The following is a 2637-nucleotide window of genomic DNA, read 5'->3' as shown; positions in this document are numbered from 1 at the left end:
GCACTCCGACCGATTGCGCCGGCCGGGGTCCGGCGGCCATGCCCGCGATGCGGATGTGTCGTACACGCGTTGGTGGCTGTCCCGGCACGCGCTGCTTCCGGTCGCCGGATCAACGACCGTGCTCCCCCCGACCGAGCTGGCGCTGCCCGGCGCAGACCCGCTGCTCGACGGGCTGTTCGCCCCGGCTGCCCCGCTGCCGGGGGTGGATGTCGGCCTGCTGCGCCTCCTCGGTTGCAGGCTTACCCTCGCCGACGTCCTGAGCGATCCGGATGCGGTGCTCGACCTGCTCGACCGGCTCGGCGATGCCGATCGGGACGTGCCATGGCCGGCGGCGCGCCTGCTGTACATGGCGGCCGTTGACGCCGCCGCGGCGCTCCCCCGCGCGGAGGTACCCGACCACGATCCGGCGAGGAGCATCGACCCTCCGCTGACCGTCCGCACCCCGAACGGCGTGGTGCGGACATCCGATGCCGTGATCGTGGACGCGCCGGACCTGATGCCGCTGCTCGGGGCCGGTCGCGGTGCCCTGCGGATGCCGCTGGACCGAGCGGCCGAGGCATCCCTCGTACTCGGCGTACCGCTGCTTTCGTCCCTCGGTGACTGTGACGTCGTCTCAACGCCGCCGTCACCGACGGATACGGCGCCGGACGGTACGCCGTATCTGTCGCATGGGCGTCTGCTTGTGGCCGACGTCGACGGTGAACCAACGCCCGTCGCGTGGCGGGTGCTCGGTGGCATCGGGGGGGAGATCCACGTCGACGCGAGTGCCGGAACGAACGCGCTGGCGCGGGCCCTGGCCTGGCATGCCGGCACCTGGGACCGCCGGCACGCCATCGCCGAGGCGTTGCGCGAACCGGCCGGTGACGATCAGCGTCAGGCCGAAGCCGACCTTGACGACTCCTGACGAGAACTTCCGGACCACAATTTTATCCTCTAGATCAGATTAATGATCTATTGTCGGCATGCCCCGGCAAAATATTTCGATCTCGTTCGATAGGATCGGAACAGGTATCCACAGTCAGAAGCAACAGTCAGAAGCAGGAGTAGTCACCGGTGAACCAGGACCCAGCTTCAGCGCCCGCGGGAGTCCTTCACGATGCTCCGGATATGGACCTGGAGCTCGTAGTCGTGGACGACGACAGCTTCGAAGAGCCCAACCCCGACCCCGAGCCGGTATCTTATTCCGGTTCGGACTTCGACGTTGACGGCCTGGTACGCCGATACAAGCGGGGGGATATCATAATCCCGAGCTTCGGCGGCGCCGATGACCCGAGCATCGAAACCGCAGGCTTCCAGCGTCGGTTCGTCTGGCGACGGCCACAGATGGACCGGTTCATCGAGTCACTGCTTCTCGGATATCCGATCCCAGGTATTTTCTTCGTCCAACAGACCGATCGTCGATATCTGGTACTCGACGGCCAGCAACGCATCCGTACGCTCGCGTCGTTCTACAGCGGCATACACAATGGGAAAGAATTCTCCCTGAAAAACGTCGCTCCGAAATTTCAAAACCTGACATACGAACAGCTGGACGACGAGACACGGCGAACCCTCGACAACACCTTCATTCAGGCAACGATAGTCAAAACAGACGGCTCCGTGCCTTCGCTGGATGCCGTTTACCAGATATTCGAACGACTGAACACCGGTGGAACACAGCTTACTCCGCACGAAATCCGCGTTGCCCTCTATTCGGGCAAGTTGATCGATTTCCTGACCAGTCTGAACACCTACCCGACCTGGCGGGCACTCTACGGTACGGAGTCACCGCGGCTGCGTGATCAGGAGATCATCCTCCGGTTCCTGGCATTGTATGTCCAGTCAGGTAGCTACCGTCGACCGCTGCGGCGATTCCTGAATGACTTCGCCGCGCTTCACCGTAACCTCGACGACCTACCGGCAGAAAGACTGAAAATGCTCTTCGAGACCGAAGTCGATCTGTTATTCAGAGGACCGGGTAGAGGCGCGCTCCGCGCTGGCGGCAACCAGGTCAACGCAGCGTTGACCGAGGCCATCCTGGTAGGCCTTGCCCGCAGACTGGATGTGGGTACGACTCCCACCACCGTCGACGTGACATCGGCGATTTCTCGGTTGACATCAAATCCACGGCTAGACGCGGCAATATCCCGTGCCACCGCCGACGAAGAGAGCGTCCGCGCGCGGCTGGCACTGGCGACGCAGTCCTTCGCCACGATCTGACAATCGGATAAGGGACCGCGGAGATGTCAACGGCATGGCCCCGGCAAAATCTACGCTGGCCACCACGCAAAATTGATGATCTGCGGAGACGGCTGGACGAACTCTCAGCTACTGTCAACGGGAAACCGCCCGACAGCATCAGCGAGGAGGTGCGAAGCTGGCTCGCGCGATTACTTGTCGTACGCAGCTGCGGCTATCTTGAACAAGTCGTCGCGGAGGTCTGTCGTGGTTACATCGAGGAAAAGTCCGGCGGTCGCGTAAGGAGCTACGCTCGGGCGAGCTTCGAACGGCTCAACCATCCAGGCTCAGAGTTCCTGCTCTCGCTTGTCCGACGCTTCGGCACCGACCTCGAAAACGAGCTGCGTGCTTTTCTCGACCAGGATGACCAACGAGTGCGCAGGGAACTCGAGTTCCTCGTGAATCGACGCCACCGGATCG

The 2637-nt window shown here is 62.8% G+C and carries 2 protein-coding genes and 1 pseudogene; all 3 read left to right on the top strand.

The window, feature by feature from the left end; genetic code table 11:
• Nucleotides 1–904 (top strand): annotated as a pseudogene (locus tag U9979_RS00875) (molecular chaperone Hsp90); the annotation flags it as partial.
• A gap of 224 nt (nucleotides 905–1128) precedes the next feature.
• The gene (locus U9979_RS00870; RefSeq protein ID WP_322777852.1) at nucleotides 1129–2199 is read left to right on the top strand and encodes a DUF262 domain-containing protein; all 1071 of its coding nucleotides are present in this window, start codon (nucleotides 1129–1131) and stop codon (nucleotides 2197–2199) included.
• A 23-nt stretch (nucleotides 2200–2222) separates the two neighbouring features.
• The coding region (locus U9979_RS24980; RefSeq protein ID WP_416219123.1) for a HEPN domain-containing protein at nucleotides 2223–2637 on the top strand (415 nt) is incomplete at its 3' end.

This window comes from Protofrankia sp. Cas4, assembly GCF_963555915.1.
Classification (GTDB): domain Bacteria; phylum Actinomycetota; class Actinomycetes; order Frankiales; family Frankiaceae; genus Protofrankia.
Note: the sequence above shows the minus strand (reverse complement) of the source record. Positions and strands in the feature narration are given on the sequence as shown.